Source organism: Acidovorax sp. 210-6 (assembly GCF_010020825.1).
GTDB lineage: Bacteria > Pseudomonadota > Gammaproteobacteria > Burkholderiales > Burkholderiaceae_C > Simplicispira > Simplicispira sedimenti.
In genome coordinates, this window is record NZ_JAACJE010000001.1 from 2,108,975 (window position 1) to 2,135,074 (window position 26,100).

The following is a 26,100-nucleotide window of genomic DNA, read 5'->3' on the forward strand; positions in this document are numbered from 1 at the left end:
GCATGTCCGCCGCGCCGTTTCCGCCCAGTCCTGCTCCGCTGTCTGCGCAGGCCTCTGGCATGGAGCACGGCACTACGCCATCCGCACCCCGCCCGGAACATTTCAGAGCCATCTACGATGCGTTGCCGGACCCGGCGGGCATTACCCGCGTGGCCGACGGCATGTACCTGGAGGTCAACCCAGCGTTTTGCCAACTGCTGGGCCTGTCGCGCGAGCAGATCCTGGGGCGTACGTCCACCGAACTCAGCATCTGGGCCACCAACCAGGAACGCAGCAAGCTGGTGACCACGCTGCAACGCGAAGGCAAGGTGCTGAACCTTCCGCTGAACGCACAGCGCAATGGCGAACTCATCCCCGGCCAGATGTCGGCCCAGCCGGTGCGCATTGGAGACGAAGACTGCCTGGTGTTCGTCTTCCACGACACCAGCAAGGAATTGCGCATCCGTGATGAACTGCTGGCCAAGAACGCCGCGCTCGATCAGGCCGGGCGCATGGCGCAGTTGGGTTACTGGGTGGACGAGCGCGGCAAGGGCCTGGTGTTCTGGTCGGACGTCTGCTACGACATCCACGGCCTGCCCAGGGGCTCCGCCCTGCCCAAGGACTACATCAACACCTGCGTGACGCCGCGCTGGCGTGACGAAATGCGCCGACGCATTATCGACTGCCTGCGGCACCACACGCCCTGGAGCATGGACGTGGAGATCCAGCGGCCGGACGGCACGGTCATCTGGGGCCGCGCCCGGGGCGAACCCGTGATCGAGAACGGCCGCGTGCTGTGCATCCGCGGGGTGATGCAGGACATCGACGAACAAAAACGTGCTGAACAGCGCCTGCGCCAGTCCGAAGAGCGCTTTTCGCGCATCTTCCAGATGCTGCCCTATCCCATGGGAATCTCTCGGCGTGACGACGGGGTGTACCTGGAGCTCAACCCCGCCTGGGAGGCCATGTTTGGCTACTCCCGCCAGGAAGCCCTGGGGCGCAGCGTGACGGAGTTGGGCATTCTGGGTGCACAAGACCGCGCAGAACTCTTGGTCGCAGCGCAGAGCAGCCAACTGCTCGAGTCCTACGAACTGCAAGTCACCCTGCGCAACGGCGAGCGGCGCACCTGCCTGCAGTCCATGCGCGCCACCGAGTTCGACGGCCAGCCCTGCTGGCTGTTTGCCTTGCAGGACATCACTGGCCGCAAGCACCAGGAAGAGGAAGTGCGCGAGCGCGAAGCCTTGCTCTCGCTGACCTTGTCCACGGCCGCGGTGGGCCGTTGGGACTGGAACCTGCACACCGGCATGATCTCCGGAGACGAGCGCTGGCGCAGCATGCACGGTCTTCCTGCGGGGACCATGAAAGGCCCCGCCTTCCTGTGGACCGAGCCGCTGGGCCCCGAAGAAGTGCTGCGCGTGACCACCGAAGTGACGCGCCACGTCAACCAGCCCGAGACCCCGTTCGACACCACCTTCTGCATCCGCAGACCGCACGAAAAAGAGCGCTGGATACGCAACCTGGGCAAGGTGGTGAGCCTGGACGCCGAAGGCCAACCCGAGCGCATGCTGGGCATTGCATTGGACGTCACCGCCCAGCACGAGCAGGAAAACCTGCTGCGCCGCCTGGCGCACTACGACACGCTCACCGGCCTGCCCAACCGCGTGATGCTGGCGCGCAAGCTGGCCGACGCCATGGATCAGGCCCATTCCGTGGGCGCGCTGCTGGGCGTGGCCTACCTGGATCTGGACGGCTTCAAGCCCGTGAACGACCGCCTGGGCCACGATGCCGGTGACCGCCTGCTGGTGGTGGCCGCACAACGCATGGTCCGCTCCTTGCGCCCGCAGGACTGCGTGGCCCGCCTGGGGGGCGATGAATTCGCCATCCTGCTGCCGCAGGTGCACAGCGTGCAGGAGTGCCGCCAATTGCTCCAGCAGGCCATGCAAAGCATTGCCTCGCCCTACCAGTTGGGCAGGCACCGCGTGGGCGTGACGGCCAGCATTGGCTACACGCTGTACCCGCAGGACGATGCCGACGCCGACACCCTGCTGCGCCATGCAGACCAGGCCATGTACGCGGCCAAACAGGCCGGACGCAACCGGCTGCACGAGTTCGACACCTCCCAGGAGCGCCAGTCGCGCAAGGTGCGCGAACAGATCCAGCGCCTGCGCGAAGCGCTGGTGCGCGGCGAGTTCGAGCTGTTCCTCCAGCCCAAGGTGGACATGCACCGGGGCACCGTGGTGGGTGCCGAGGCACTGGCCCGCTGGCGGCACCCGGAGCAAGGCGTACTGGCGCCCGGAGCCTTTTTGCCCCAACTGGAAGGCACCGAGCTGGAAGTGCCCTTTGGCGCCTGGGTGCTGCAGGCAGGCCTGCTGCTGGCGCGGGCCTTGCAGAACCAAGGCCTGCCTTTGCCCGTGAGCGTGAACGTGTCCGCACCCCACCTGCAGCAGCCGGGGTTTGCACGCTGGGTGGCGGCCGAACTGGCGCGCCACAGCGATGTGCCCCCCGACATGCTGGAGATCGAGATCACCGAAACCGCCGCGCTGTACCACATCGATGCCGTGGCACAGACCCTGGCCGACCTGCGCCAACAAGGCGTGGGCGTGGCGCTGGACGACTTTGGCACCGGCTACTCTTCGCTCACCTACCTGCGGCGGCTGCCGCTGTCCACGCTCAAGATCGACCAGAGCTTTGTGCACGGCATGATGGACGACGCGGGCGACCTGGCCATCGTGCAGGGCGTGATCGGGTTGGCACGCTCCTTTGGCTACCGCGTGATTGCCGAGGGCGTGGAAACCGTGGACCAGGGCCAGATGCTGACGCAGATGGGCTGCCACCTGGCGCAGGGCTACCACATCGCCCGCCCCATGCCGCTGGGCGAATTTGTGGCCTGGAACCGCCACTGGCAGTGCCCGCCGGAATGGAAGCGCTGACGCAGCGCCACACTCCCACACACACAAAAAAATAGCTGCTGGCGCCCGTGCATAGGACGCAAGCAGCTATTGATTTGATAGCAAAATCAGGCTTCGACCAGCGCCTTGACCTGTTGCAGTGCGGCGGGGTCTTCCATGGTTGTCAGGTCGCCGGGGTCACGCCGCTCGGCCACGGCCTGCAGGGCACGGCGCAGCAGCTTGCCGCTGCGCGTCTTGGGCAGCGTGGTCACGAAGTGCACACGGGCCGGGCGGGCCACGGCGCCCATCTGGCTGTCCACCAGCTTCATCACCTCGGCTTCGAGCTGGGCGCGCGCCTCGGTGGATTCCATCGCGGCCGCGTTCTTGGGCACGGCAAAGGCCATGGCCACCTGGCCCTTGAGCTGGTCGGCCACGCCCACCACCGCCACCTCGGCAATGTTGGCGTGCGAGGAAATGCACTCCTCGATCTCGCGCGTGCCCAGGCGGTGGCCGGCCACGTTGATCACGTCGTCGGTGCGGCCCAGGATGAAGTGGTAGCCGTCCGCGTCGCGGATACCCCAGTCAAAGGTGCTATAGACCAGGCGGCCGGGAATGCTCTTCCAGTAGGTGTTGACGAAGCGCTCGTCGTCGCGCCACACGGTCTGCATGCAGCCGGGGGGCAGCGGCCCCTCGATGGCGACCACGCCCTTCTGGTTGGCGCCGGTCAGCTCCTCGCCCGTGGCCTCGTCGATCAGCTTGACGTTGAAGCCGTACACCGCCTTGCCGGGGCTGCCAAAGCGCGTGGATTGCTGCTCCACCCCGTTGCACAGGGTGAGGATGGGCCAGCCGGTCTCGGTCTGCCAGTAGTTGTCGATGATGGGCACCTGCAGCGCATCGCTGATCCACTGCGCCGTGGGCTCGTCCAGCGGCTCGCCCGCCAGCCACAGGGCCTTGAGGCTCTTGACGTTGTACTTGGCCAGGTAGGCCGGGTCCTGCTTCTTGAGCACGCGCACCGCCGTGGGTGCCGAGAACATGTGCGTGACCTGGTACTTCTCGACAATGCTCCACCAGATGCCTGCGTCGGGGCGGATGGGCAAGCCCTCGTACATGATGGTGGTCATGCCCGCCAGCAGCGGGCCGTAGATGATGTAGCTGTGCCCCACCACCCAGCCGATGTCGCTGGTGGCAAAGTAGGTCTGGCCCGCCTGGGCGTTGAAGATGTGCTTCATGCTGGCCGCCAGCGCCACAGCGTAGCCGCCCGTGTCGCGCTGCACGCCCTTGGGCTTGCCGGTGGTACCGCTGGTGTACAGCGTGTAGCTGGGGTGCGTGGCGTCCACCCACTCGCAGGGCACGGTCGCATTCAGGTGCTGCTCGCGCAGCGTGGCCCACAGGTGGTCGCGCCCCTGCACCAGATCCATGGGCACCAGGCCCCGGTCCACCAGCAGCACGCTGCTGGGTTTGTGTTTGGACAGGCGAATGGCCTCGTCCAGCAGCGGCTTGTAGGGCACGCCCTTGCCGCCGCGCGAGCCCGCGTCGGCACTGACCACCACCACAGGCTCCGCGTCTTCGATGCGCGAGGCCAGCGAACCCGAGGCAAAGCCGCCAAACACCACAGAGTGCAGCGCGCCAATGCGCGTGCAGGCCAGCATGGCAAAGGCGGCCTCGGCGATCATGGGCATGTAGATCAGTACGCGATCACCCTTTTTCACACCCAGCGACAGCAGGCTGGCGGCCATGCGCTGCACCTCGGCGTGCAGCTCGGCAAAGCTGTAGCTGCGCTCGGAATCGGTTTCGGTGGAAATGGCCACCAGGGCGGCTTGGCCGGCGCGGTCCTTCAGGTGCCGATCCACCGCGTTGTGGCACAGGTTGGTGGTGCCGCCCACAAACCAGCGTGCAAACGGCGGGTTGCTGTAGTCGCAAATTTGCTGGGGCGGCGTCTGCCAGTCGATCAGGCGGGCCTGCTCGGCCCAGAAGGCGTCGCGTTGGTCGATGGAGTTGCGGTGGAACTCGGCGTAGCTGCTCATGGGTGGGGTCTCCTTGGCCTCGAATCCTGCCGGTGACGCAGGTTTTGAATTCATAATTATTCATGACGGGCTTGCGGGAATCTGACGGGACAGGGCCAGCGCCCTGCCCATCCGCACCCTCAATCGCCCAGACAAATGCCCAGGTCGCGTGCGGTCTGTACGGTGTCGCCGTCCAGCGGTACGCCTTTCATGCGGCCGGCCACCTCGGCCAACGGCACATACTCCACGTTGGGGAACGCGAGCGACACCATCACGCCGGACAAGCCCTCTTCGAGCGCGCGCACCGCCGCCGTGCCAAAACGCAGCGCCGCCAGCCGGTCGAACGAGGTGGGCGAGCCCCCGCGCAGCAAATGGCCCAGCACCACCACGCGCGCATCCTTGCCGGTGCGGTGCGCCAGTTCGCGCGCCACCTGCTCGCCCATGCCACCCAGGCGCTCGGCATGCCCGGCCTCCGCAGGTGCACTCAGCGCCCGCTGCCCATCGCGCGGGAAGGCCCCTTCGGCCACCACCACCAGCGAATACATGCGGCCCAGCGCATCGCGGGCCTGGATCTGATCGACCACACCCGCCAGGTCGAACGGGATTTCGGGCAGCAAAATGGCATGCGCCCCCCCGGCAATGCCCGCGTGCAGCGCAATCCACCCGGCATAGCGCCCCATCATCTCGACCACCATGATGCGCTGGTGGCTCTCGGCCGTACTGTGCAGGCGGTCCAGGCATTCGGTGGCAAACGACACCGCCGTGTCAAAGCCAAACGTGGTGAAGGTCTTGTCCAGGTCGTTGTCGATGGTCTTGGGCACGCCCACCACACGCAGGCCCTTGCGGTGCAGCTCGTGCGCAATGGAGAGTGAGCCATCGCCGCCCACGGTGACCAGCGCATCAATGCCGTTTTGGGCAAAACACGCCACCAACTCATCGGAGCGGTCGCGCTCGCCCATGCTGCCGTCGGGATTGCGCACCGGAAAGTGGAACGGATCGCCCTTGTTGGTCGTGCCCAGAATGGTGCCGCCCAGGTGTGAAATGCCGCGCACCCGCTCGTGCGTGAGCGGCACCAGCCCGCCCTGCGGGTAGCGCTCGGGCACCAGCAGGCCGTTGTAGCCGTCGCGGATGCCCACGCACTCCCAGCCCCGGCGCAGCGCAGCCGACACCGTGGCGCGGATCACGGCATTGAGGCCCGGCGCGTCCCCGCCCCCGGTGCTGATGGCAATACGCCGGATCGGTGCGCCCGTCATCGCTGTTGCCGCGCCCAGAACCAGCGCAAAAAGGCCACGGCCCCCAGGTCAGCCGCCCCAGTCAGGCCCAGCGCCAAGGCAAAAAACGGCGCCGTCTGCGCATCCAGCCACGCCGGCGGTTGCAGCCAGAACCACAGGGCGCCAGCGCACATCAGCACCGCGCTGATGACCAGCACCCCCAGGATGAGGCGGTACTGCGGCGCCAAAGCGGGCTGCTGCATCTGCAACGCAGCGCGCGGGTCACGAAAATCCACTGTCATACCTGCTCTCCCCTGGTGATCCTTGGACAGGTTCACACGGTACAACGCCCGGCCTTATTTGACCAGCGCCAACACGTCCTTGAAAGCCGGGTGCTCACACGAGCGCAGCCACTCGAAGCACACCATCTCGGTGGTCACCAGCTCGGCGCCCGCACCGGCCAGGCGGTCGTAGGCCGCGTCGCGGTTGCGCTCGGTGCGCGAGCCGCAGGCGTCGGTCACCACCCACACCTCGAACTCGTCCTCGATCAGCTCCAGCGCCGTCTGCAGCAGGCACACATGGGCCTCGCACCCGGCCAGCACGATGCTGGGGCGCTCGGGCTCGCTCTGCGCGGTTTTCTGCAAATGCTTGGGCAGGCTGCGCGCATTGCCCGCGGGCGGACGCGCCGGGGGGCGCAGCAGCGCGGCCAACCCGTCGGGCGCGGCGCTGAAGTGCATCTTGGGCAGCGTCTTGCGGCACAGCGCGCGCAAGTCTGCGTCGTTGGGCCCAAGGCGCGTGGGGTTCTGCTCCGTGCCCCACACGGGCACATCCAGCAATTGGGCCGCCTGCGCCAGGCGCCGCGCATTGGTCAGCACCGCCGCACCATCGTGGATGGCGGGCATGAGCTTGGCCTGAAAGTCCACCAGCACAAGCTGGGATTCGGTGGCATCGAGAAGCATGGCAGGTTCTTTCTGTCAGAAGGTGCAATGGGACGATTGTCGCAGCCAAGGCGCCCCGCCCATGGCCTTGCGCCTGCTGCGCACCCGCCGCGCACGCTACATGGCCCAGCGGAACGGCGCCTGGATGCGCCTGCCAGCCACCTCCAGCGAGGCGCGGCTGCCGTGCACGGTCAGCGTGAAAGGCTCCACCCGCCCGTCGCCACCGCCATAGACCAGCACCAGTTCCTGGCGGCGCGGGTCAAACACCTGGACCCTGAAATTCCCACGCAGGACAACGCCTTGCGCGTCCCCCAGCCTGTGGAACGTGACACTGGCCACCACGGGGCGGTCGGTATCGCCGATTTCCAGATCCAGCCCCCGCCGTCAAACGAGAGGGACGAAGTCGCGTGGGCCGCCAGGCAGAAGGTGGCGATGGCGGTTATCCAAAGGTGCTTGCGTGTGAGAAACAGAGCGGCCTCCTGTCCGGCACGTTTACAAACACGACCTGCCAACGTCGAAGCTCAGCGGGCGGCGAAGCCGTCCGCTGGAGCGAAAGGTTGAAGCGTATGTCAGCGGAGGCGTGTGCCATCTGGGTTGATCGCATCTTCATCGCGCCTTGTTGGGTAGTACCGCTTCTTGTGATCCATCTCGTAGAAGAGAACTCCGTGGATTCCATTCACCTCGGCCTTGGCAACTCGACGCTGCCAAATTGCGGCGAACGCATGGTCCAGCTCCCTCCGTGATGCACGTGCCATCACTTCGTCAATGAACGCCACATCTTGCCCGGCCAGAAAAATCATTGCGAACTCGTCATCGGTCGCAGCAAAGATGTCGTAAACCGCGTTGTCCGCGCCGTCGATGACTTGGATGTTCTTCATACGCTTCAACTTTGATGTAAACGGCAATTCACCGGATATACCCAGCAGCCGCCGGATAACGTGGCGCCGAGAAAACCGAAAAATCTTTTGATTTCATGCGTTTACGCTCGCAAGCTGGATACATGAACAGGCAACACAAAACCACCAAAGTCGCCGCAGCGCCGCCCTTGAAGTCCACACATTTGCTGGATCAGATTCACGAGCGCATCGGTGATCTGCACTATAGCCCCGAGACCGAAAAAACCTGCGCCACCCCCCGCGCCAGTTCCGTCGCCATAGGCACGGTGTTGGTCGGATGCGCCACGCAATCCGTGCTCCAGAACTGCCCCACGCCCGCCGCATGCAGCGCGGCCAGGGCGTCGGCGTCGATGAGGGCATGGGTGACCGCCACGTCCACCGAGGCCGCGCCCGCCTGCAACAGCAGGCGCGTGGCCTGGGCCAGGGTGTGGCCGGTGCTGGCCATATCGTCGAGCAGCACCACCGCCCTGCCCTGCACGTCCAAGGGCGGTAGGTGGATGGTGACGCTGCGGTCGCCGTGGCGTTCCTTGGTGCAGACGGCGTGATCCAGGCCGTGGCGGGCGGCGGCCTGGGCCACCCATTGGGCGGATTCGCCATCAGGCCCCACCAGCAGCGCGCCGGGGCGCTGCTGCACGATCCAGTCGGCCAGCAGCGGTGCGCCGCTGAGCACCACGGTTTGCGCGGCGGGCACGGCCTCTTGCAAGGTGGCCACGCGGTGCAGGTGCGGGTCCACGGTGACCACGGCGTCGAACAGGCTGGCCAGGAAGGGGCCGACGATGCGCTGGCTGACCGCCTCGCCGGGGTGGAAGGCGATGTCCTGGCGCATGTAGGCCAGGTACGGCGCCACCAGTGTGAGGTGCTGCACGCCCAGGCCGCGCGCGGCGCGGGCGGCGAGCAGCAGTTCGATGAGCTTGTCGTTGGGCTGGTGCAGGCTGCGCAGCAGCACGGCGCGCTCGGGCAGGTGGCCGCTGGCGTCCACGGGCAGGGTGAGCTTGAGTTCGCCATCAGGAAAGCGGTGGCGGGCGATCTCCAGCGCTGGCAGGCCGCAGGCCTGGGCCAGGCGCTGGGCGGCGGCGCGCTCGTCGTCAAAGTGCAGCAGGCAGGCGGCTGGGGCAGTGGGTGACGGAACCATGCTCAGAACTCCACAAAGACGTGGGGCACCTCATCGGCGCCGCCAATGCGGTAGCCGTTGGCGCGGTGGCAGGCCTGGCGGGCAAATTCCAGGTCGGCGGGGAAGTCGGCGTGCACGCGGTACAGGGGCTGGCCGCTCTGCACGGTGTCGCCCAGCTTGCACAGCAGGTCCACGCCCGCGCCCTGCACCTTGGGCGCACCGGCCAGGCGGGCGATGCGGGCGATCTGCTGGTTGTCGATACCGGCCACCACACCGGCAGCGGGGGCGCTGATCTCAAAATGCAGCGCGCCCAGGCGTGGGGCGTTGTGGTCGAACTCCTTGGCGCCCTGTGCGGCGATGATGGCCTCCATGCGCGCCAGGGCGCGGCCGGAGTCGAGGATGTCGCGTGCGATGCCGTAGCCGTCGCCGCCGCGCACGTCGGGGTCGCATTCAATCAGGCGGCCCGCCAGGCGCAGGGCTTTCTGGCGCAGGTCGTTGGGGGCGCGGGGGTCGTTTTCGAGCACGCGCATCACGTCGCGCGCCTCCAGCACCGGGCCGATGCCGTTGCCGATGGGCTGGCGCCCGTCGGTGATCACCACGTCCAGCGACAGCCCCAGGCGGTGCGCCACGTATTCGAACAGGCGGCGCAGGCGCTGGGCCTCGGGCATGGAGCGCACCTTGGCCGTGGGGCCGATGGGGATGTCGAGCACGAGGTGGGTGGAACCCGCCGCGATCTTCTTGGACAGGATGGACGCCACCATCTGCCCCGGCGAGTCGATGGACAGGGGCCGCTCCACGGAAATCAGCACGTCGTCGGCGGGCGAGAGCTGCGCCGTGCCGCCCCAGGCCAGGCAGCCGCGGTGGTCGCGCACCAGGGTTTGCAACTGCTCCAGCGGCAGTTCCACATTGGCCAGCACCTCCATGGTGTCGGCCGTGCCCGCGGGCGAGGTGATGGCGCGCGACGAGGTTTTGGGGCACAGCATTCCGTGTGCCGCCACGATGGGCACCACCAGCATGGAGGTGCGGTTGCCCGGAATGCCGCCAATGCAGTGCTTGTCCACCACCAGGGGCTCGTGCCAGTCCAGCCGCTGGCCCGTCTGCACCATGGCGTCGGACAGGAAGAACACCTCCTCGCGGTCGAGTTCGTCGCGGTTGCAGGCCACGACGAAGGCGGTGAGCTCGATCTTGGAATAGCGGTGGTCGGCAATGTCGCGCACGATGGCGCGGAAGTCCTCGCGTGCCAGGCGCTCGCCGGCAATCTTGCGGAACAGCGCGCCCATGGATTCGGGCGGCTCGGCCTGCGCCACGGCCACCTTGTAGCCCGGCTCCACGCCCAGTTGCGCAAAGGCGTCTTCCGACAGACCCAGCTCGTGGCAGCCGACGATGGCCGGGTCGTCCACCACGTTCACCGTGGCCAGGATACGCCGACCATTGGCGCGCACCTCGATCTTGGACAGGGCCTGGAAGCCCTCGGCACGGTACACGGCGCAGTCGCGGTTCAGGTAGGCCACGTTCTCGCGCCAGGTGTCTATGGCCACGCGGCGCACGGCCAGGCGCGAGACTGCGGCGCTCTCGCCATTTCCATTGCCGGAGGCTGCTGGCGGGGGGGAATTCACAGGGGTCGTCATACGGCAAGCCTACACCCGAAATCCCCCCTGGGCACCCCTTGGGTACCCCTGGAGCCCCCCTCGAAACCCCCAGGATATGCTGAGTCTGCTATATTTTTAATAGCTGCTTGCGCAATACACATAAGCGCTGAAGCCATATTTTTATCAGTATGCGTTTACCCTGTCTGGAGCCTCCGCGCAGTCGTGGTACCCTTGCGCCCCATGTCACGCTGGCTTTACATCCTGGTGCTCGCCCTCAGCACCACCGCCCATGCAGCCCCCGGTTCCGCGCCCACAGAGGCGCAAGAGCCCTTCCAATGGGACAAGAATCTGCGCAGCCAACTCGCCGAGTTGGGCCACAACGTGGCCGACCAGGCCCATGTGGTGGCAGACCGCACCACAGACTTGGTGACCACCGCCATGGGTTTCCTGGGTGTGCCCTACCGCCGTGGCGGCAACAGCGCCGAAACGGGTTTTGACTGCAGCGGCTTTGTGCGCAACATCTACCAGCAGACGCTGGGCCTGTTGCTGCCGCGCCAGGCGTCCGAACAGGCCGCCAGCACCGAAAAGATCGACAAGAAAGACCTGCAGCCGGGTGACCTGGTGTTCTTCAACACCATGCGCCGCGCCTTCAGCCATGTCGGCATCTACGTGGGGGACGGCAAGTTCATCCACTCGCCGCGCAGCGGCGGCAAGGTGCGCGTGGAAGACATGCAGGAAAGCTACTGGCAAAAGCGCTTCAACGGCGCCCGCCGCGTGGCACCCGAGGCCCAGGCGGGCAATGCACAGGCCGCCGCGCTGCAGGCCGCAGCAGCCGAAATCCAGGCCACCCCCACCCCGCGTTAAGGCGCTGTGTGCGCCGCCTCCCCACTGTGGCCTCGCACAAGACTCCCCCAGCGCTCTCTGGCGGCATTGCCCCTCGCGCACACGACCGCCAGACCCTGCAAAGTCTGCTGACCCAACGCAACCAGCAACCCGAGCAGCGGGCGCAGATCGACGAGGCCATCACCCAGGCCTTTGTGCGCCCGGTGGCCATGCTGGTGCTGGACATGTGCGGCTTCTCGCGCATCACAGCCAGCCACGGAATCATCCACTTCCTGGCGCTGATCCACCGCATGGAGCATGCCGCCCGCCCCGCCATTGCGGCCAACGGCGGCGAAGTGGTCAAGCAAGAAGCCGACAACCTGTTCGCCGTGTTCACCCACCCCCAGAACGCCCTGGAAGCGGCACTCGACATCCTGCGTGCGCTGGACGCCATGAACACGGTGCAGCCACCCGAATCGCAGCTCCTGGCCAGTGTGGGCATTGGCTACGGGCCCACGCTGGTGGTGGCGGGCAAGGACCTCTTTGGCCACGAGATGAACATGGCCTGCAAGTTGGGCGAGGACATCGCCGGCCCCGGCGAGGTGTTGCTGACCCAGGCCGCCTGCCGCGACCTGGAGCCTGGCCGCTATCTGCTCTACCCGCTGCAGGAACGCATGGGCGGCATGGACATGCCTGCATTCCGCTATGTGGCCAGCCTGCACGAAAGACCCTTGCCCGGTGCGCCCATCAGCGACGCCTGACGCGCACATGTCGCAAGGCTGCGCTACGCTTGAGTCTCTTTTTGAAAGGACGCTCCATGCTCTCTGTGATTGGTTCCCTGCTCATCGGCCTGGTGGTGGGCTTCATCGCACGCGCGCTCAAGCCGGGGGACGACAAGCTGGGCTGGATCATGACCGCGCTGCTGGGCGTGGCAGGCTCCTTCGTGGCCAGCTACGCAGGCCAGGCCCTGGGCTGGTATGGCCCAGGCGAGGCGGCGGGATTCATCGCCTCGGTGGTAGGTGCCATCGTGCTGCTGGTGGTGTACGGCCTGGTCAAGGGCAAGGGCTGAACCACAGCCTCCACCACCCATGGCCCTGAAACCCCGCACCCGCAAACCGTCGCGGCAAGACGGCCCGCCGGACGACCCGGTGGAGGCCTCTGCCGACCCCGCCCTGCTGGCCGCCGCCCAGCGCGCCCGCAAGCTGCTGCACCGGCGCGCGCTGACCGCCGCCGCCGCCAGCGTGGTACCCGTGCCGGGCCTGGACTGGGCGGTGGATGCCGCCCTGCTCTCGCGCCTGCTGCCGCGCATCAATGCCGAGTTCGGGCTCGCGCCCGAGCAGATCGACCGGCTGGACCCCAGCCAGCGCGAACAGGTGCACAAGGCCGTGGCGCTGGTGGGCTCGGCACTCATCGGCAAGCTCATCACGCGCGACATGGTGCTGCGCCTGACCAGCGCGGTGGGCATGCGCCTGACCACCAAACAGGCCGCCAAGTACGTGCCGCTGGCGGGCCAGGCACTCTCGGCCACACTGGGCTACGCCACGCTGCGCTACCTGGGCGAGCAGCACATCCGCGACTGCATGCAGGTGGCACAGGCGGCGCATCTGCAACTGCCAGCGCCAGATGCTACAAAATAAATAGCACCCAGCGCTTGCTGAATAAGCGCCAGATCCTGATTTTTAATACATTGCCATGTGCCGTACGCGGCGCATAAAACCGGCGCGGCCCAGGCCAGCAGCCGCCGTGCAAGGGCCGCCCCGCCGCACGGGCGGCGTCCCCCTTCCCGGCGACAGCCGAGAGAAGGGGGAAGCAGCGCAGCCGCTCAGGAGGTTGTTCGCTTCTTCAAGCCCACTCACACTCGCAGGTGAAGTGGCGCAGGAACTTGGGCTGCTTGGTGATCTTCACGCCGCGGATGCTGGCGGCCTTTTCCTTCACCTCGGCGATCACCTCGGCGGCGTAGTCGAAGTGGCTCTGCGTGTACATGCGGCGCGGGAACGCCAGGCGCACCAGCTCCATGCTGTGGAAGGTTTCCGTGCCGTCATCCAGCCGCTTGCCGAACATCACCGAGCCGATCTCCACGCCCCGAATGCCGCCTTCGAGGTACAGCGCATTGCAAAGCGCCCAGGCGGGGTATTGCTCCACCGGCATGTTGGGCAGCACGGTCTTGGCGTCGATATAGACGGCGTGGCCGCCCGTGGGCTTGACGAAGCCCACGCCCGCCGCCTCCAGGCGCTCGCCCAGGTACTCGGCAGTGCGCAGGCGGTAGCGCAGGTAGTCCTCCTCCATGCCTTCCTCCAGGCCCACGGCCAGGGCTTCGAGGTCGCGCCCGGCCATGCCGCCGTAGGTGGGGAAGCCTTCCATCATGATCAGGCCGTTGCGCACGGCGTCCAGCCATTCCTCGCTGCGCAACACGATGAAGCCGCCGATGTTGACCATGCCGTCCTTCTTGGCGCTCATGGTGGCGCCGTCGGCGTAGGAGAACATTTCCTTCACGATGTCCTTGATCGGCGTGTTCTCGTAGCCTGGCTCGCGCATCTTGATGAACATGGCGTTTTCCGAGAAGCGGCACACGTCCATGATGAAGGGCTTGCCGTATTTCTTGAGCAAGGCGGCGTAGGCGCGGATGTTGGCCATGGACACCGGCTGGCCGCCGCCCGTGTTGTTCGTCACGGTGATCATGCCGAAGGGGATGCGGTGGCCCTGGTCCTTGAGCACGGCTTCCACGCGCGCCAGGTCGATGTTGCCCTTGAACGGATAGTCCAGCGCAGGCTGCAGGCCCTCGGGGATCACCAGGTCCACGGCCTCCACGCCCATGTATTCGAGGTTGCCGCGCGTGGTGTCGAAGTGGCAGTTGTTGGGCACCAGGTCGCCCGCCTTGCAGGTGGCACCGAACAGCACCTTCTCGGCCGCGCGGCCCTGGTGCGTGGGCACGAAATACTGCATGCCGGTGATGTCCTGGATCACTTTTTCAAGGCGGTAGAAGCTGCGCGCGCCGGCGTAGCTTTCGTCGCCTTCCATGATGGCGCCCCACTGCCTGGAGGACATGGCGCCGGTGCCGGAATCGGTCAGCCAGTCGATCAGCACGTCCTCGGCGCGCAGCTTGAAGACGTTGAGCTTGGCCTCTTCGAGCAGGCGCTCGCGCTCGGCACGGGTGGTCATGCGGATGGGTTCCACACTTTTGATGCGGAAGGGTTCGATCAGGGTTTTGGGCATGTGTGCTCCTGGTTTGTCTTGGTCAGGGGCGCAAAGTTATCACCGCGAAAAAACCCATGGTGTCGGTTATTTCCAACGCCCACCAAAAAATTTCGGGCCCTGCCTCCACCGAGGTCAGCGCCCGAAAAATCAAGATCAAAACCCGCCGAAAAGCTCGCAAATATTGCGCAAGCAGCTATCAATAGTATAGCAATCAGGCCGCGCCGCGACGGCACTGGCCTATGCCAGTGGTTGTGCCTGCGGCTGGCCCGTCATGCGTTGCACCAGCCCTTGCGCGAGCCGGTTGACGATGCCGTAGATGGACAGTTGCGGGTTCGCGCCCACGCTGGTGGGGAACAGCGAGCCGTCGTGCACCGAGAGGTTTTCCACCTGCCAGTGCACGCCATCGGGCCGCACCACGCCCCGCTTTTCGTCAGCGGCCAGGCCGCAGCCGCCCATCACATGGGCGCTGACCACCTTGGTCAGCAGCGGCTTCATGGGCAGTTGATCGATGGCGGCCTTGGCCTGCGCCCAAGTGGAGTAGAGCGTGGCCATTTCGTGCACCGGCAGCACCTGCTGGGCCCCGGCAGCAAACTGGATTTCGGCCATGGCCAGCATGGCGCGGCGGGCGCCGTCCATCACGTAGTCGGTCAGCGGGTAGTCGAGCACGGCCGAGCCGTCGCCGCGCAGCTTGACGCGCCCGCCCTGTGCCTGCTCGTGGAAGCCGTCGCGCAGCAGCGCCAGCAGCACATGGGTGTGCGGGAACTGGCGCAGCAGATCGGCCTGGGGCTGCCCCATGCCGGGCATGGTGGTGGCCAGGATCAGGGGGTGCAGTGGCGGCGCCTCCAGCTTGAAGCCCATGGGGCCGTCGATGGCCTGGGCTTCCAGAAAATGGTCGGTGCACAGCGACTGCGGGGCACCGGTCCAGCCCTCCACGCGCTGCTGCATCAGTGCGGCGGTCATCACCACCGGGTGCAGGAAGGTGCGCTGGCCCAGGCGGCCATGCGGGTCGGGCGCCTGGGAGCGCAGCAGCACGGCGGGCGAGTTGATGGCCCCGCCCGACAGCACGTAGTGCTTGGCCGTGATGCGCGTGCGTGCTGCATCGCCCGCCACGGTGCTGTTGAGCTGCACGCCCACGCAGTGCAGGGCCTGCACCTTGCCCGAGGCCACCTCCAGGCGCTCGGCCCTCGTTTGCACCAGCAGCGTGGCGCCCTGCTCCAGCGCCACGGGCAGCGTGGTGACCAGCATGGACTGCTTGGCGTTGGTGGGGCAACCCATGCCGCAGGAGCCCAGGTTCCAGCAGCCCTGCACGTTGCGCCGGATCGATTCGACCGGAATGCCCAGCTTGACCGCCCCGGCGCGCAGCAACTCGTTGTTCTCGTTGGGCGGCATCTGCCACGAAGACACGTTGAGCCTGCGCTCGGCCTGCTCGAAGTACGGCTCCAGCGCCTGCTCGTTGTAGTCCTTGAGCCCAAAGTGCTGCGCCCAGAAGCCCAGGGTGGAAGGCGGCGTGCGGAAGGAGCTGGTCCAGTTCACCGTGGTGGAGCCGCCCACGCAGCGCCCCTGCAGGATGGAGATGGCCTTGTCCTCGGTCTTGCGGCTGGCGCTTTCCTGGTAGAGCTGGGGGTAGGCTTCGGACTCGCGCTGGCGGAAGTCGCTGCTGCTGCGCAGCGGGCCTTCTTCGACGATGACCACGGACAGCCCGGCACGCGCCAGCAGTTCCGCCGTGATGCCCGCGCCCGCGCCGGAGCCGATGATGGCCACGTCACAGCTCAGCGTTTCGGGCACCGCGCCGTGCGGACCGCCGCGCACTTTCCAGCCGCGCTGCAGCCCCTCGCGGATGGGGTCAGGTAGTTTGCTCATGGGATGAAAGGCTCAGATGTCCTGGGGACCGGGGTAGCCGACCACGGCCCAGGTGGTTTCTTCGGAGAAATACGCGCCGCCCACGATCTCGTGCAGCGCCTGGTAGGCCTGCTGGCGCAGGGTCAAGCGCGAATAGCGCATGTCGTTGAGGGCCGCCATCACCTGCTCGGGCGTGGCCTCAAGCCAGCCCGTGGAGAGCCCGGCCAGCGCCACCCGCCCGGCACTGCTGCCCAGCAGGCCCACCAGTTGCGACAGCTCGTCCACCACATGCGGCGGCAGGTTCTGCGCCAGGATATCCACCCGGTCGGCCATGCCCTCCAGGGCTTGCCGCTGCTCCGCTGGATCTGGCGGCAGCGTGCCCTGCAAAATGGCACGGCCCACACCGATGAACAGCGCGCGCCCGGCGTCCGTCAGGCGCCGCTGCACCAGGCCAGGCTGCACCAGCATGGCGGCACCACCCGCGAGCGCCAGCACCGTGCCCGAGACCAGGCCCAGCTTCAAAAGGGTTCGTCTTTGCATCGTTCGACTATCGCACGCACCAAAGCCAAGGCTCTAGACGCAGGCGCCTAGAGGGGATTGGGGTTTTCATCGATGACGCAGCCATGGCCTGGGGAAGCCCACGACCCTCTGAAAAGCCCATCGCACCATCGCTTGCGCCGCGCCATGCACAATGGGACACCCGCAGTTCTGTTGCCCTGCGGCATGTCACCCACACCCCATGCTTGCTTCAGACCGACCACGCCATTGGCTCATGAAATCCGAGCCTGCCGAGTGCTCCATCGACGACGCGCTGGCCGCCCCGCAGGCCACCGTGCCCTGGATCGGCGTGCGCAACTACCAGGCCCGCAACTTCATGCGCGATGCCATGCGCGTGGGCGACGGCGTGCTGTTCTACCACTCCAGTTGCGCCTTGCCCGGCATTGCGGGCATGGCCCGTGTCGCGTCGCTCCCGCGGCCCGACCCCACGCAGTTCGACCCGTCATCTACCTACTTCGACCCCCGGTCCAGCGCCGAGAAGCCACGCTGGGTGCTGGTGGACGTGCAGGCCCTGCGCAAGACGCGCACCATCGGCCTGGCCGAGCTGCGCAGCATCCCGTCACTGGCGGGCATGGGCGTGCTGCAAAAAGGCAGCCGCCTCTCGATCACCCCGGTCAGCCCACAGGAGTGGGAGACCATCGTGGCACTGGCAGACCATGGCTGAAGACTTGTCCAAGTCGCTGCTCGTGGTGTACCACTCGATGACCGGCGGCACCCGCCAGATGGCCCAGGCCTTGTGCGACGGCGCGGCGCAAGAGAGCGGCGTGGCCGTGCGCCTGCTGCATGCCTCGCAGGCCCATGCGGCGGATGTGCTGGCCGCCGATGGCCTGGTGTTTGCCACACCGGAGAACCTGGCCGCCATGAGCGGCCAGCTCAAGGACTTTTTCGACCGCTGCTACTACGACGTGCTCGACCAGGTGAACGGCCGCCCCTACGCCACCCTGGTGTGCGCGGGCAGCGACGGCCAGGGCGCCGTGCGCCAGATCGAGCGCATTGCCACCGGCTGGCGCCTGCGCGCGGTGGCACCCGCACTGGTGGTGTGCACGCACGCACAAACGCGCGAAGCCATTGCGGCCCCCAAGCACATCGCGTCAGACGACCTGGCGCGCTGCCAGGCGCTGGGCGAAGCGCTGGCGGGCGGGCTGGCACTGGGCGTGTTCTGATCGGCGTGCTCTGATCGGCCAGGCGGGCTCTACCCCGGCATGCCCGTCCACTGCCTGCGGCTGGTGCGCAAGCGAAAGCGCTGGCGGTAGGCACCCGGCGTGACGCCCGCCACGCGCGCAAAAATGCGCCGAAAACTCCCCACGTCGCCATAGCCACACTGCTGCGCCACAGCCTCCACCGTGAGGTAAGTGACCAGCGCCGAAACCCAGGCCCTGGCGCACGGCTATGTGGCGGGCTACAACCGCTACCTGACCGACCATGGCGCCCAACTGCCCGAGGCCTGCCGGGGCAAGGCCTGGGTGCAGCCCATGACGCTGGCCGAATACCGCCGCATGGCCGAGATCACCGCCGTACAGGCCGGCGCTGCCGCACTGGCCGACGGCCTGCTGGGCGCGCAGCCGCCGCAGCCCGCAGCCAAGGCCGCGCAGGCCAGCACCCAGCCGGTGGACCTGGCCGACGCCGCCCAGGCCATGCGCGAGCTGGGCCTGCTCGACTCGCCCCTGGGGTCCAATGCCTGGGCCTTTGGCAAGGAGGTGACCGCCAACGGCAACGGCATGCTGCTGGGCAACCCGCACTTTCCGTGGAGCGGGCCCAACCGCTTCTACCAACTGCACCTCACCATTCCGGGCCAGATCGATGTGATGGGCGCGGGCATTGGCCCCTACCCCATGGTGTCCATCGGCTTCAACAAGGACGTGGCCTGGTCGCACACCGTGTCCACCGGCAAGCGCTTCACGCTGTACGAGCTGCAACTGGCCGAGGGTGACCCCACCACCTACCTGGTGGACGGCAAGCCCGAGAAGATGACATCGCGCACCATCGCCGGGCGCACGCTGTGGTCCACCCGCTGGGGGCCGCTGGTGGTCATTCCACGCGCGGGCCTGACCTGGAACGCCCAAACCGCCTATGCCCTGCGCGACGCCAACGTCGGCAACACCCGCATGGTGGACGCCGCCCTGGCCTTTGCGCGCGCCCGCTCGGTGGAGGACATGCGCCAGGCGCACGCAGGCCTGGGCCTGCCCTGGGTCAACACCCTGGCCGCAGACCGCCACGGCCGCGTGCTGTACGCCGACGTGAGCGTGGTGCCCGATGTGGACGCGGCACAACTCGAACGCTGCACGCCCAGCAAGCCCGCCGCCGCGCTGCGCATGGCCGCCGGGCTGGTGGTGCTCAATGGCGCGCGGGCCGACTGCGCCTGGCAACAAGACCGCCGCTCGCCCGTGCCGGGGCTGATCCCCATCGAGCGCATGCCCATCGCCCTGCGCACCGACTGGGTGCACAACAGCAACGACAGCTTCTTCTACACCCACCCGGCGCAGAAGTTCGAGGGCATCTCGCCCCTGGTGGGCGACGCCCGCCTGACGCGCCCCCGCACGCGCGCAGGCCTGGCCGAGATCCCGGAAATGCTGGGCCGGGGCAAGGTCACGCTGCAGGGCATGCAGGAGCAACTGTTCCAGAACCGCAACTTCATGGCCTCGGTCATCGTGCCCGACCTGCGCGCCGCCTGTGCCCAGGCGCCCAGCAGCGAGGCGCGCGAAGGCTGCGCCGCCCTGCAGGGCTGGAACCTGCGCAACGAGGTGGACGCGCGCGGCGCCCATGTGTTCCGTGAGTTCTGGCGCAATGCACGCAACATTCCGGGCGTGTACCGCGTGCCTTTCGACCCCCAACAGCCCGTCGCCACCCCCGCCGGGCTGAAGATGGACGATGCCGCCGTGGCGGCCAAGGTCTGGGGTGCGCTGGAGACTGCGGTCAAGGCCATCAAGGCCGCAGGCTTTGCGCTCGATGCCCCGCTGGGCAGCGTGCAGCGCCCAGCCATCACCGAGGCGCCCATTGCGCTGCACGGGGGCGACGAATTCGAAGGTGTGCTCAACAACCTGGGCCGCCAAGAACCCGCGCCCATCAACGCCCAGGGCCTGCGCATCGACTACGGCAGCAGCTATGTGCAGACCGTCACTTTTGACGCGCGCGGCCCGGTGGCACAGGCCATCCTGACCTACGGACAGTCCACCAACCCGGCATCGCCCCATGCCACGGACCAGATGGAGCTGTTCTCGCGCAAGCAGTGGCACACCCTGCCCTTCCACCGCGAAGACGTGCTCAAGGCCCGCGTGGGTGAACCGCTGCGGCTGACTGTACGGCCCTGAAGCCCGTCCCCAGCGTGCGCGGTGTCAGGCTGGCACCGCGCCGCCACTGCTGGCACGCAGGTGCTGCACCAGCGCGCTGGCAAAGCCCGACAGCTCTACCCCCTGGCGCACGCAGACCTGCAGGTCGCGCTGCGCCCAGGCTTCGTCCAGCGCCACCACCACCGGCGGCTCGCTCAGGCCCGCACGCGGCACGGCACTGCGTGGCACCAGGCCGATGCCCACGCCCGCACCCACCATGCGGCACACCGCCTCGAAGCTGCGCACCTGGATGCGCACATCCAGGTGCCGCCCCAGCGCCGCCGCCGCGTTCATGGTGAAGGTGTGGATGGCCGAGCCCGAATGCAGCATCACAAAGGCCTGGTCCAGCACCTCGGCAAAGGCCACTCTGGCGCGCTGCGCCAGGGCGTGGCCCTGCGGCACGACGAGCACCAGCCGGTCCTGCCGGTAAGGCCACAGCACCACGCCCGCGCCCTGGGCGCCTGCGTCGGCCAACACGCCCACGTCAATCTCGCCATGCGCCACGGCCATGGCAATCTCGGTGCTGGTGCGCTCCTCCAGGCTCACGCTCACCTGAGGGTGGCGCTTGAGAAAGCCCGCCAGATCGTCGGGCAGATAGCTGTGCGTGGCATGCGTATTGGCCCACAGGCTCACCTGGCCGCGGATGCCGCTGGCATAGGGCGACAGCTCGGCATGCATTTGTTCGATGCAGGCAAACACCTGGCGCGCATGGCGCAGCAGCGCCTCGCCCGCACGCGTGGGCTCCAGCCCGCGCGGCTGGCGGTCGAACAAGGGGGTTTGCAGCGCATCTTCCAGCCGCCGCAAGCGGTGGCTGGCCGACGATGGCGCCAAAAAGGCCCGCGCCGCGCCGCGCGTGAGGTTGCGCTCCTCGGCCATGGCCACGAACAGGCGCAGATCGGTCAGGTCGTAGTCCACGGTACACCATTCGTTATAGACGAACACAGGCTTGTATTATCAGCGATGGTGCGCCGCCACAAAACGCGCCATGATTGCAGCCATGCTTTGTTGGCCTTGGCGCGTGGCGCCAAAGCGTTCGTCCCTACCGCACACGCCCCACCCATGCCCTGGAAACACTGGTCCTCCGAACGCATCGGCTTTGCCCTGGCCCTGCTGGCGGCGGCAGGCTTTTCGTTCAAGGCCATTTTTGTGAAACTGGCCTACGCCGTGCCGCAGGCCCAGCCGGTCGATTCGGTCACCCTGCTGGCGCTGCGCATGCTGCTGGCGCTGCCCGCCTTTGTGTGGGTGGGCTGGCGCTCCAGCCAGGGGCTGGCACCGCTGACGCGCCGGGACTGGGCGCTGCTGGTGGCGCTGGGGCTGCTGGGCTACTACGGGGCCAGCATTCTGGACTTCATGGGGCTGCAATACATCAGCGCCAGCCTGGAGCGGCTGATTCTGTTCACCTACCCCACCATCACGCTGCTCATCGGTGTGCTGTTCATGGGCAAAACCGCCTCGCGGCGCGAGATAGGCGCGCTGCTGCTGTCCTACGCAGGCATTGGCCTGGCCTTCACGCACGACCTGCACCTCGCCAGCGACATGGGCCCGGTGCTGCTGGGCGGTGCATTTGTGCTGGGCTCGGCCGTGTCTTATGCGTTTTACCAGGCGGGCAGCGAGCCGGTGATCCGCCGCCTGGGCGCGGCGCGCTTTACCGCTCTGGCCATGCTGGTGTCCACCGTGGCCACGCTGGCGCACTTTGCCGCCACCCAGCCGCTGCAGGCCCTGGTGCAGCCCGCAGCGGTGTACGGCCACGCACTGGGCATGGCCCTGCTGTCCACCGTGCTGCCGGTGTTCATGACATCGGCCGCCATCCGCCGCATTGGCGCGGCGCCCACGGTGCTGATTGGCACCCTGGGCCCCATGCTGACCATCGTGTTCAGCTACTGGCTGCTGGGCGAGCCGCTCTCACTACCCCAAATGGTGGGCGCCGGGCTTGTGCTGGCGGGGGTGCTGCTGGTGGGGCGGCGCTAGCCCGCACCGCGCCCTACAGCCAGTGCTGCCCAATCCAGCCTGCCACCGCATCCAGCGGCTGGGCCTGGGCCAGTGCTTCCATGCGGCCCAGCTTGTCCACGGCGTCCAGCGCAATGGTTTCGGTGGGCGGAAACACCAGTTGCAGCCGGTGGTAGCGCTGGCCCAGCAACTGGCGCGCCTGGTAGTCGGCAATGCCTGCGGTGCCGTCCATCAGCACATTGATGAGCGGTTGCGCCCACTGGGCGTAGCCCCAGTCCAAGGTTTGGCCCTTGATGTAGGTGAGGCTCACGCCCGTACCCACCGACAGCATCACCACGTCGTCTAGCGCAGCGCGCTCGTGGGCCGCGTTGCGCGCTGAAATCGCCTGCACCAGCGCCACGATGCTGGGGTTGTTGGCAAACACACCGCCGTCGATGTAGCCGTTGGCCGACGGAAAGTACGTGGGCGCCGCACTGGTGTACAGGGCCACATCGGCCACACGCTGCGCGCCGTCGGAGTCGGCCCCGGTGAAGTTGTGAAAGATCTTGGGCTTCCAGGTGCGCTCGGCGGGACTGGCCTCGTTGTCCAGGTCAAAGGCCGGAATGGCCACCTTGCGGCCCAGGTCCTGCAGGCGCTGGTCGCCAAACACACGGCGCAGCTCCGCCTTGAGCCCCTTGGCTGAATAGTCGGCCCCCACGGTCTTGCCCAGGTCGCGCAGGTTGTCCCAAATGCTGTCGTCAAAAATGGCCCCGCCGCGCTGGCTGTAAATATCGCCCATGGCCTGCGGCGACTGCCCCGCTGCCAGCCCCAGCGCCAGAATGCCGCCCGTGGAAGTACCCACCAGCAAATCGGCCCGCCCCAGCCAGCCCGCAATACCGGGCATGGCATCGAGCCGCTGCAACAACCGCGCCGTGATCAGGCCACGCAGGCCACCGCCATCGAGGCTGAGAATGCGATAGGTTGGCATGGGTGCCCTCCGGCGGCTGTGTGGAAACGCAGCATGCTAGGGGCAAGCGCCTGTCAGGTGTGTAAGCAATGGATTCGCGCCTCTGCGAAATCCAGGGTGGTTCAACCACAACAAGGCCACCTGCGCGCTGGCGAACAAGCTGGCGCGCATTTGCTATGCGACGCTGCGCGATCACAAGCTGTTCGATGAAGCAGCCCGGTTGAACCGAAAAGAGAATCGCCAGAGCTTTGCGATGCCCGACTGAACCGGTACAGCCAGTCAGCACGCCAGACCAGAAATTCCTTCACCACTTGCGATGGGTTTGATCGACCATCATGGCTAATCGGGTTCCTTCCACACCGCACGACGCCGATAACTCTTCCGGTAGCTTGCCTGCCGCTTGCAACGTGTAGCGACGCGGTGACGCAGATTCCATGTCGGCACGGACCACCACAGAGTCCACAACAGATGCCGGATATACGACTGCAGGTTCTTTACCCCTTGGTCCCCAATCGGTCAGGCTCTTGCTGTTGTGGGGGAGTCCATATACGACAGTTAGACCAAGGCCTATGCAGTTGTATTGAGATCACGCCAGAACTCCAATGCGGATGCGGTTCTGTAATCAACGTGCCTACGCAAGGACTTTTCAAGAGCGAAGCTGTAAGGCGCTTCGAGCGTTAAGGCAAGTTCTCTTGGGGCTCCAGCCAAGACCTCTTCACGAGTAAACGTATGTGGCCGACCGAGCAAGATTTGAAGGAAAAGCAACCCACAGTGATAAATGTCCATTCGGTGGTCCATCGCACCAAATTTCGCCGGATTGATTGACTCTGGGGCGCGCATCCAGTCGGCTAGGACTGTGTTCTCTGCATCCATTTCTGCCGCCAACTTGGCAAGCCCTAAGTCACCAAGCATGTACGTGAAGATCATGTCGTCAGGCGAAAGATCATCCTTCGCCGCTTGAATGAAAACATTGCCGCCGTGGATGTCTTGATGAGCAAAGTGGTTGCAGTGAATATAGTGAACCGCTTGTAGAAGTTGGCGCGCGATAGGGCGAAGCCATACGCGCCCATTGAAGCCTTCCGACTGCATAAATTCGTTGATCGGCTTCCAGCATTTTTCGCAAACGATGTAGAACGTGTGCTGGAACTCGAAGGCGTCGAACACGAAGGTGATATTCGGATGTCGAAATAGCTTCAGCTTCTCGAACTCTGCTACTGCAGCGTCTCTCACCTCTTCATAGGTGCCCTTGGGTTTAAGGATCTTGACTGCAAGCTCATTTTCCCAAGTATCTGAGCAATGGTAGACATAGCCGAAGTTGCCTTCACCAATCAATTCGCCAATTCGATAGGTGTTGCCAGTAGCTTCGCTGGTAATCCTTGCGCCGACTTCCGGAAGTGTAAAGACTGCCTCGGGGACTGTAATCTGCTCTGGTGCGATGGCAGCTAGATGTTCAATCTGCTCATTCTCATTCGGCATGCGATCGGTCCTGATATATGTGTGGGTCTAACGATGTATCCCGTAAAACCCGCGGGATAAGCTGGACCGTGGGGGATATTCTGGACATTGGTTTCGCCTGGAAGTGGCTTGCAGCATAGGTTTGCAGGCGGCTGCCCGATTAAACATCCAAGTGTAAAAACTCGCGAAACCCGGCAGGCGTCAACGAGGCAAACTATAGCTCGCTACCAAACAAGGATCGCGCACTCAGACAGCACGTTTGGGCTGTCAGGCAGCGGGTAGCGGCTGAACTGCGGCTTTGCGGTCATGCTGCCCAACGGCGGCTCAGGGTCGATTTCACCTCACCCCGCCAGGTCCGATGCGCACCAAAACAGCACCACCAGGCCGAATATGAACAAAATTCATCCCCAGAGCCCACCCATCAAACGCAAGCAGCTATCAAACCAATAGCACTTACGCCGGATTCAACACCCCCTGCCGCTGCCCCACCGCCTCGCGCAGGTAGGCCCAGGTGGCCTGCATGCGGGCCATGTGCTTGTTTTCGGCGGGCATGCTCATCCAGAAGGTGCGTGTAAAGCGCGCCTGGCCGGGCAGCACGGGTTGCAGGGCGGGGTCTTGCGCGGCCACAAAGGCGGGCAGTACGGCCAGCCCGGCACCGGCTCGCACGGCTTCGAACTGGGCCAGCACGCTGGTGCTGCGCAGGGCAAACTGTGCGGGGCGGTGCAGTTCGTCCAGGATTTGCAGTTCCTTGCTGAACAGGAGGTCGTCCACATAGCTCACAAAGCTGTGGCCGCGCAGGTCTTCGGGGGTGGTGATGGGGGCATGCTGGGCCAGGTAACTGCGGTTGGCATAGAGCTGCAGCACGTAGTCGGTGAGCTTGACGACGATGACGGCGCCGCGCGCCGGGCGCTCCAGCGAGATGACGATGTCGGCCTCGCGGCGCGACAGGTGCACCAGGCGCGGCAGGGCCAGCAGGTCCACCACCAGGCCGGGGTGCGACTGGGCAAACCGCGCCAGGGGCGCCGCCAGCACCAGGTTGCCAAAGCCTTCGGTGGTGCCGATGCGCACCACGCCGTGCAGGCCGGTGCCCACACCGGGGGCGGCGCTTTGCACGGCGAGGAAGGCGGCCTCCATGGCCTCGACCCTGGGCAGCAGGGCACGCCCGGCTTCGGTCAGGCGGTGGCCACCGGCTTCGCGGGCAAAGAGTGCGGCGTCCACCTGCTTTTCCAGACCCTGGATGCGGCGCGCCACGGTGGTGTGGTCCACCCCCAGGCGGCGGGCGGCGCCCACCAGCGTGCCGGCGCGGGCCAGTTCCAGAAAGAAGCGCAGGTTGTCCCAGTCCATGGGGGCCGATCGGTTGTTGTGCATATTTGCAAATCTCGTGCGCAATGTTGGCT

General features: G+C 66.4%; 25 protein-coding genes. 9 read left to right on the forward strand and 16 right to left on the reverse strand.

What is annotated here, in order from left to right; all coding sequences use genetic code 11:
- Positions 1–2: 2 nt before the first annotated feature.
- On the forward strand, positions 3–2,909 hold the full coding sequence (locus tag GWK50_RS09740; RefSeq protein WP_162016329.1) for an EAL domain-containing protein: 2,907 nt from the start codon (positions 3–5) through the stop codon (positions 2,907–2,909).
- An 86-nt stretch (positions 2,910–2,995) separates the two neighbouring features.
- On the opposite strand, the gene GWK50_RS09745 is transcribed toward GWK50_RS09740, so the two are convergent.
- The 8 genes from GWK50_RS09745 to GWK50_RS09780 all read right to left on the reverse strand — a co-directional run bounded on the left by GWK50_RS09745 (position 2,996) and on the right by GWK50_RS09780 (position 10,579).
- Entirely contained in the window at positions 2,996–4,945 is a 1,950-nt protein-coding gene (locus tag GWK50_RS09745) for a propionate--CoA ligase (protein ID WP_162016330.1), read from the reverse strand.
- Between the two features lie 65 nt (positions 4,946–5,010).
- Positions 5,011–6,123 (reverse strand): ATP-dependent 6-phosphofructokinase, encoded by a 1,113-nt coding sequence (locus tag GWK50_RS09750; RefSeq protein ID WP_162016331.1) that lies wholly within the window; start codon positions 6,121–6,123, stop codon positions 5,011–5,013.
- The gene (locus GWK50_RS09755) at positions 6,120–6,383 is read right to left on the reverse strand and encodes a hypothetical protein (protein WP_162016332.1); all 264 of its coding nucleotides are present in this window, start codon (positions 6,381–6,383) and stop codon (positions 6,120–6,122) included. Before GWK50_RS09755 ends, GWK50_RS09750 begins: the two co-directional genes overlap by 4 nt.
- A gap of 54 nt (positions 6,384–6,437) precedes the next feature.
- Complete coding sequence (locus tag GWK50_RS09760) at positions 6,438–7,040, reverse strand: isochorismatase family protein (protein WP_162016333.1); 603 nt, start codon at positions 7,038–7,040, stop codon at positions 6,438–6,440.
- A gap of 96 nt (positions 7,041–7,136) precedes the next feature.
- On the reverse strand, positions 7,137–7,286 hold the full coding sequence (locus GWK50_RS09765; RefSeq protein ID WP_197904998.1) for a hypothetical protein: 150 nt from the start codon (positions 7,284–7,286) through the stop codon (positions 7,137–7,139).
- A 302-nt stretch (positions 7,287–7,588) separates the two neighbouring features.
- Positions 7,589–7,897, reverse strand: a complete 309-nt coding sequence (locus GWK50_RS09770; RefSeq protein WP_162016335.1) for a hypothetical protein — start codon at positions 7,895–7,897, stop codon at positions 7,589–7,591.
- A gap of 220 nt (positions 7,898–8,117) precedes the next feature.
- Positions 8,118–9,047, reverse strand: coding sequence for a ribose-phosphate diphosphokinase (locus tag GWK50_RS09775; RefSeq protein ID WP_162016336.1), 930 nt, complete (start codon positions 9,045–9,047; stop codon positions 8,118–8,120).
- A gap of 2 nt (positions 9,048–9,049) precedes the next feature.
- Entirely contained in the window at positions 9,050–10,579 is a 1,530-nt protein-coding gene (locus GWK50_RS09780; RefSeq protein WP_162018072.1) for a thymidine phosphorylase family protein, read from the reverse strand.
- A 276-nt stretch (positions 10,580–10,855) separates the two neighbouring features.
- Between GWK50_RS09780 and GWK50_RS09785 the strand changes: the two genes are divergently transcribed.
- From GWK50_RS09785 to GWK50_RS09800, 4 genes are read left to right on the forward strand one after another with little or no spacing between them, the layout of a single operon-like run.
- Positions 10,856–11,479, forward strand: a complete 624-nt coding sequence (locus GWK50_RS09785) for a C40 family peptidase (RefSeq protein ID WP_162016337.1) — start codon at positions 10,856–10,858, stop codon at positions 11,477–11,479.
- 8 nt (positions 11,480–11,487) lie between these two features.
- Positions 11,488–12,198, forward strand: a complete 711-nt coding sequence (locus GWK50_RS09790; RefSeq protein ID WP_242455341.1) for an adenylate/guanylate cyclase domain-containing protein — start codon at positions 11,488–11,490, stop codon at positions 12,196–12,198.
- A gap of 56 nt (positions 12,199–12,254) precedes the next feature.
- Positions 12,255–12,506 carry a GlsB/YeaQ/YmgE family stress response membrane protein gene (locus tag GWK50_RS09795; protein ID WP_162016338.1) on the forward strand — a complete coding sequence of 84 codons (252 nt, stop codon included), beginning with the start codon at positions 12,255–12,257 and terminating at the stop codon, positions 12,504–12,506.
- 19 nt (positions 12,507–12,525) lie between these two features.
- On the forward strand, positions 12,526–13,074 hold the full coding sequence (locus tag GWK50_RS09800; protein ID WP_242455342.1) for a hypothetical protein: 549 nt from the start codon (positions 12,526–12,528) through the stop codon (positions 13,072–13,074).
- A gap of 205 nt (positions 13,075–13,279) precedes the next feature.
- Here the strand turns inward: GWK50_RS09800 and GWK50_RS09805 are convergent, their stop codons facing one another.
- From GWK50_RS09805 to GWK50_RS09815, 3 genes are all read right to left on the reverse strand, one after another.
- On the reverse strand, positions 13,280–14,650 hold the full coding sequence (locus tag GWK50_RS09805; protein ID WP_162016339.1) for a tryptophanase: 1,371 nt from the start codon (positions 14,648–14,650) through the stop codon (positions 13,280–13,282).
- 219 nt (positions 14,651–14,869) lie between these two features.
- On the reverse strand, positions 14,870–16,492 hold the full coding sequence (locus GWK50_RS09810) for a GMC family oxidoreductase (RefSeq protein WP_162016340.1): 1,623 nt from the start codon (positions 16,490–16,492) through the stop codon (positions 14,870–14,872).
- A 12-nt stretch (positions 16,493–16,504) separates the two neighbouring features.
- Positions 16,505–17,011 carry a hypothetical protein gene (locus GWK50_RS09815; RefSeq protein ID WP_162016341.1) on the reverse strand — a complete coding sequence of 169 codons (507 nt, stop codon included), beginning with the start codon at positions 17,009–17,011 and terminating at the stop codon, positions 16,505–16,507.
- A 199-nt stretch (positions 17,012–17,210) separates the two neighbouring features.
- Here GWK50_RS09815 and GWK50_RS09820 point away from each other — a divergent pair, with 199 nt between their 5' ends.
- Both GWK50_RS09820 and GWK50_RS09825 read left to right on the forward strand, forming a co-directional pair.
- A complete protein-coding gene (locus tag GWK50_RS09820) occupies positions 17,211–17,693 on the forward strand; it encodes an EVE domain-containing protein (RefSeq protein WP_162016342.1) in 483 nt (160 codons plus the stop codon).
- Positions 17,686–18,192 (forward strand): NAD(P)H-dependent oxidoreductase, encoded by a 507-nt coding sequence (locus GWK50_RS09825; protein ID WP_162016343.1) that lies wholly within the window; start codon positions 17,686–17,688, stop codon positions 18,190–18,192. The genes GWK50_RS09820 and GWK50_RS09825 overlap by 8 nt, the downstream gene beginning before the upstream one ends.
- Before the next feature lie 29 nt (positions 18,193–18,221).
- Here GWK50_RS09825 and GWK50_RS09830 read toward each other — a convergent pair whose 3' ends face one another.
- Positions 18,222–18,362 carry an AraC family transcriptional regulator gene (locus GWK50_RS09830; protein WP_242455343.1) on the reverse strand — a complete coding sequence of 47 codons (141 nt, stop codon included), beginning with the start codon at positions 18,360–18,362 and terminating at the stop codon, positions 18,222–18,224.
- A gap of 19 nt (positions 18,363–18,381) precedes the next feature.
- Between GWK50_RS09830 and GWK50_RS09835 the strand changes: the two genes are divergently transcribed.
- On the forward strand, positions 18,382–20,337 hold the full coding sequence (locus tag GWK50_RS09835; RefSeq protein ID WP_242455344.1) for a penicillin acylase family protein: 1,956 nt from the start codon (positions 18,382–18,384) through the stop codon (positions 20,335–20,337).
- Between the two features lie 24 nt (positions 20,338–20,361).
- Here GWK50_RS09835 and GWK50_RS09840 read toward each other — a convergent pair whose 3' ends face one another.
- Entirely contained in the window at positions 20,362–21,297 is a 936-nt protein-coding gene (locus GWK50_RS09840; protein ID WP_242455345.1) for a LysR family transcriptional regulator, read from the reverse strand.
- A 117-nt stretch (positions 21,298–21,414) separates the two neighbouring features.
- Between GWK50_RS09840 and GWK50_RS09845 the strand changes: the two genes are divergently transcribed.
- Positions 21,415–22,323 (forward strand): DMT family transporter, encoded by a 909-nt coding sequence (locus GWK50_RS09845; RefSeq protein WP_162016344.1) that lies wholly within the window; start codon positions 21,415–21,417, stop codon positions 22,321–22,323.
- Positions 22,324–22,336: 13 nt separating this feature from the next.
- Here GWK50_RS09845 and GWK50_RS09850 read toward each other — a convergent pair whose 3' ends face one another.
- The 3 genes from GWK50_RS09850 to GWK50_RS09860 all read right to left on the reverse strand — a co-directional run bounded on the left by GWK50_RS09850 (position 22,337) and on the right by GWK50_RS09860 (position 26,047).
- Positions 22,337–23,269, reverse strand: coding sequence for a patatin-like phospholipase family protein (locus tag GWK50_RS09850; RefSeq protein WP_162016345.1), 933 nt, complete (start codon positions 23,267–23,269; stop codon positions 22,337–22,339).
- A gap of 546 nt (positions 23,270–23,815) precedes the next feature.
- Complete coding sequence (locus tag GWK50_RS09855; RefSeq protein WP_162016346.1) at positions 23,816–24,724, reverse strand: protein kinase; 909 nt, start codon at positions 24,722–24,724, stop codon at positions 23,816–23,818.
- A 432-nt stretch (positions 24,725–25,156) separates the two neighbouring features.
- Positions 25,157–26,047: a LysR family transcriptional regulator gene (locus tag GWK50_RS09860; protein ID WP_162018076.1), complete on the reverse strand. Its 891-nt coding sequence runs from the start codon at positions 26,045–26,047 to the stop codon at positions 25,157–25,159.
- Between the last annotated feature and the right edge of the window lie 53 nt (positions 26,048–26,100).

Coding starts and splice junctions, on each gene's coding strand:
- GWK50_RS09805 (WP_162016339.1), bottom strand. CDS start 14,650: ATGCCCAAAACCCTGATCGAACCCTTCCGCATCAAAAGTGTGGAACCC.
- GWK50_RS09745 (WP_162016330.1), bottom strand. CDS start 4,945: ATGAATTCAAAACCTGCGTCACCGGCAGGATTCGAGGCCAAGGAGACC.
- GWK50_RS09825 (WP_162016343.1), top strand. CDS start 17,686: ATGGCTGAAGACTTGTCCAAGTCGCTGCTCGTGGTGTACCACTCGATG.
- GWK50_RS09800 (WP_242455342.1), top strand. CDS start 12,526: ATGGCCCTGAAACCCCGCACCCGCAAACCGTCGCGGCAAGACGGCCCG.
- GWK50_RS09795 (WP_162016338.1), top strand. CDS start 12,255: ATGCTCTCTGTGATTGGTTCCCTGCTCATCGGCCTGGTGGTGGGCTTC.
- GWK50_RS09760 (WP_162016333.1), bottom strand. CDS start 7,040: ATGCTTCTCGATGCCACCGAATCCCAGCTTGTGCTGGTGGACTTTCAG.
- GWK50_RS09855 (WP_162016346.1), bottom strand. CDS start 24,724: ATGCCGAATGAGAATGAGCAGATTGAACATCTAGCTGCCATCGCACCA.
- GWK50_RS09785 (WP_162016337.1), top strand. CDS start 10,856: ATGTCACGCTGGCTTTACATCCTGGTGCTCGCCCTCAGCACCACCGCC.
- GWK50_RS09755 (WP_162016332.1), bottom strand. CDS start 6,383: ATGACAGTGGATTTTCGTGACCCGCGCGCTGCGTTGCAGATGCAGCAG.
- GWK50_RS09770 (WP_162016335.1), bottom strand. CDS start 7,897: ATGAAGAACATCCAAGTCATCGACGGCGCGGACAACGCGGTTTACGAC.
- GWK50_RS09775 (WP_162016336.1), bottom strand. CDS start 9,047: ATGGTTCCGTCACCCACTGCCCCAGCCGCCTGCCTGCTGCACTTTGAC.
- GWK50_RS09845 (WP_162016344.1), top strand. CDS start 21,415: ATGCCCTGGAAACACTGGTCCTCCGAACGCATCGGCTTTGCCCTGGCC.
- GWK50_RS09750 (WP_162016331.1), bottom strand. CDS start 6,123: ATGACGGGCGCACCGATCCGGCGTATTGCCATCAGCACCGGGGGCGGG.
- GWK50_RS09860 (WP_162018076.1), bottom strand. CDS start 26,047: ATGGACTGGGACAACCTGCGCTTCTTTCTGGAACTGGCCCGCGCCGGC.
- GWK50_RS09850 (WP_162016345.1), bottom strand. CDS start 23,269: ATGCCAACCTATCGCATTCTCAGCCTCGATGGCGGTGGCCTGCGTGGC.
- GWK50_RS09815 (WP_162016341.1), bottom strand. CDS start 17,011: ATGCAAAGACGAACCCTTTTGAAGCTGGGCCTGGTCTCGGGCACGGTG.
- GWK50_RS09810 (WP_162016340.1), bottom strand. CDS start 16,492: ATGAGCAAACTACCTGACCCCATCCGCGAGGGGCTGCAGCGCGGCTGG.
- GWK50_RS09740 (WP_162016329.1), top strand. CDS start 3: ATGTCCGCCGCGCCGTTTCCGCCCAGTCCTGCTCCGCTGTCTGCGCAG.
- GWK50_RS09820 (WP_162016342.1), top strand. CDS start 17,211: ATGCTTGCTTCAGACCGACCACGCCATTGGCTCATGAAATCCGAGCCT.